This window comes from Candidatus Schmidhempelia bombi str. Bimp, assembly GCF_000471645.3.
In the GTDB taxonomy this organism is placed as follows: Bacteria; Pseudomonadota; Gammaproteobacteria; order Enterobacterales; family Orbaceae; genus Utexia; species Utexia bombi.
In genome coordinates this window covers 1-3,269 of sequence record NZ_AWGA01000122.1, presented here as the reverse complement: position 1 = coordinate 3,269, position 3,269 = coordinate 1, and the positions used below count along the sequence as shown (strand labels likewise).

Below are 3,269 nucleotides of genomic sequence, written 5' to 3'. Positions count from 1 at the left end.
GTAGTAATTATTTCGATTTTCTAATTGATTGAGTTCTATTCTAACTATCATATATTCGCTCCTTAATTTTTTAATCATCAATACGACCCGTTGGGATATTAATTCCTTTCGATTTGGATAAAATACCACTACAGTGTCGACAAGCAGGGAATGCTTTACCTTGCTCATATTCGGTTAACCGAATAGTACTCACTTCAATTTTATCTAGATAAGCGTCAACATTTTTTCCTTTTGCCTCTAATTGTTGAAATACATTATTAGTGGATAATACTTCAGCATGAGTACCTGGCAAACCATCAAGTATACGAAATTGCTTTTTATTAGCAATAAACTCTCTAATTAATCTTTCAGTAGTTGGGTGCATTTCTGCAAATGCTGGAGTAATACCTTGAAACAAACCAAATGACTTTTCATAAGATTCTTTCAATAATTCCATATATTTCTCCACATCAATAATTCTATAATAATTTGTATCAATTGCTTCAATAATGCCTACCTCTTTTTTCTTCAAATTTTTATAACTCGGTATTTTTAAATTATAAAAATTTACTTCTGAAAAGACTCCTTCTACAGCACAACGTGTTTCGGCTAAGGCTACTTTACTTTTTATCTCAAGAGGATCAACTCCCTGACTTTTCCAAACCTTTAATATATCTTCTAACTCTTGCTGTCCCTTACTTTTCGTTGCATGATTAGTCGATACCTTGGTTTTACTTTCTGGTTCATTTGTGTTGCCTTTTCTTACACCTGAATCTAATTCGGTATTACCTGAGCCTTTTTCCTTTGTTAAATTGAATGATGAGGATTCTTTACCTTTAGCTAAATTATGACTTAACATCGCTTCAAGATAGTCACCGTGCACTGGCTTTAAATAATTGTCCATATGCAATAGTTGCCACTCTTGTGGCAAAATCGCTGAGAACAGTTTTTTTTCGCCATTGTCATCATTAAGTTTGACAGTAATTACTTTGCCATGCGGTATATCCGCTGACAATGACATTAAAGTTGGCATATTATTAGCCAAATTGCCAACCATTTTTGGCTTTTCTGACTGTGTATAATGCTGGGGCTCTACTCTATTAGGCTCGCGTGGTGGCTCTGTTTTTTGCGCAGGGAGTTCACTTCCGATATCCAGTGCTTCTTCAATGTTTATCTTTCTAAAAGATTTCTCACCTTTAATATATTGTTCTATATCTTTCATATCCATATTCATGGGTGTTGAATATGACTCATTCTTTAATGCGGTGAAATGTTTTTTACTTCCATGGATACTGACGGTAGTAAGCACCCCATCTATAATACCTCGCGAAATTAAGGCCGATACTTTAGACAGTTTAATATCGGCTGGGAGCGCTTGATTATTCATTACCGAATAAATCGCTTGAGCTAACTCTTCCGTTACGATAATACCTTGTAATGAATCGGCACTAATTTGTCCAATTAATGTGAGTTTAATCACTTGCTTTTGACTCAGATTAGTTAATGTTAACGCTTTGCTCGCCCATTTTGTGCCTGCGGCAAAGGTTCCAGCAGAAAAGGCATTGGCAACGATAGTTAAGGTATCAATTGAATCATCTACCCAGTCCCCAAATCCTTCACTATGCCTATCAGCAATATTAATTACCGCTGAAGTAGTCGACGCCGCAATCGATGACCAGATTAATGCAGATACCACTCTTGAGCCAGGTACGGGGGCGACTAATGTAATCACCCCTGCTACCACTGCTGTCACTAATGCAAGTGAGCTAAGAGCATTCGATAACGTATCTAAATTACTTTCGCCATCTGTTTCAAATTCAATCTTAATATCTATGACAATAATAGCTGGGAGTCGGATTTCATGTGCCAATTCGGTTTCTTTTTGGGTATCTGTTAACTCCGTTGCCATCGCTTCATTGATGGTCGTATCAGTATAGTTAGACTCAATCTTATGACTACCTTCCGTTTCTGTCCCTGATACCGATGTAAATCCTTTTATTATTCCTTCCGGATAACGGTTATCTTTATTCCAACAGGCTATCGCTTGATTTGCGGCATTTGCTAAGGTATCACCTTTGCCAACATAAACACCACAAAATATGCGGTCTATTGGGTTAGTCCAGTCAATAAGATAAACCTGATTAGTATTATGAAAACATCCCACCCTTAACGATATCGACTCACTTTCTTTATAGATACTCGAAATATGTTTAACCGCAACAGGTCGAAAGTTTTCACGGCAATCTAGGGGAATTTTATCCAGCAAAAACTTAAGTTTTTCCTTGAATAGTTCTAACGATTTCATTCGATTTTGATAAGCTTTTTCATCTTTCGCAGATAAGTGTTGTTGTTTTTCTTGCTCTCGTATCCAGGCAATTTGTTGGGTTAAATTTTCATAAAAGATAAATGGGTTTTCTGATTCTTCATCAGTATGTGATGAATACGCAATACTTTGCTTTATATTAATTACATTTTGAATATGTTCCGCATATTCCGTTTTGTTACCATATTTTATTTCGCAAACAACTTTGTGTTGCCCTTCGATATTCCATAGTGCTTCATTCCATTGGAGTGTATTTCGTGGTCCAAGAAATACCCTTCCCATAAAATGGGAATCAGCTCTCGATGAAAAATGGTTAAAACACATCCATGAAGTGCGAATATTTTTCAGTGCTGGCGCGTTAGGGTTGATTCTTTGTAAGGAAAAAGACATCAATTTTCCACAGATGACATTGGTTAAATTTGGCTTCGCCACGATTTGATAATTTTTCATGGGCATTCCTTATTTATTGCTATATGTATAATTGTTGGTTTTGATATCTGCTTTTGCAAAAAGATAATCGATTGCCATTTTATCTTTGTGATAAGGACCTAATGCTAAATAAATTCCCTTTACCATATCTTCGCCATAAATAGCTTTATATGCCTTAATAGTTAGATGGATAATCGTTTTTGAATAAGTTAAATACCCAATCATTTGTTCTGAATTTATCGTATTAATCGCTTTATGCATGCGTTGAGCATTCGCTTTCGCTAAAATGTCATCATCATCAGGAAATTGATAATAATAATCCATGTTGGCAGGAACTTTTTTTAATACTACTTTCCCTTCTCTGTCTAAACGTCCTTGCCTAAATTCACCATTAGCAAAACGTACTTGATATCGCGTCCAAGGTATAGGATAGCCGTCATCGCTTTCGAGATATAAAGTTATCCCTTCTCCCTTGTCTTTTTCGGTAAAAATATCTGGAATTTCACCAGATAATAGGGTCGACTGATAATTTAATGTC

2 protein-coding genes are annotated in these 3,269 nt (G+C 35.9%); both read right to left on the bottom strand.

Going from position 1 to position 3,269, the window contains the following annotated elements; translation table 11 throughout:
* Positions 1-70: 70 nt before the first annotated feature.
* Positions 71-2,752, bottom strand: coding sequence for a YwqJ-related putative deaminase (locus O970_RS09415; RefSeq protein ID WP_166667116.1), 2,682 nt, complete (start codon positions 2,750-2,752; stop codon positions 71-73).
* Positions 2,753-2,761: 9 nt separating this feature from the next.
* The coding region (locus tag O970_RS10020; RefSeq protein WP_202976391.1) for a hypothetical protein at positions 2,762-3,269 on the bottom strand (508 nt) is incomplete at its 5' end.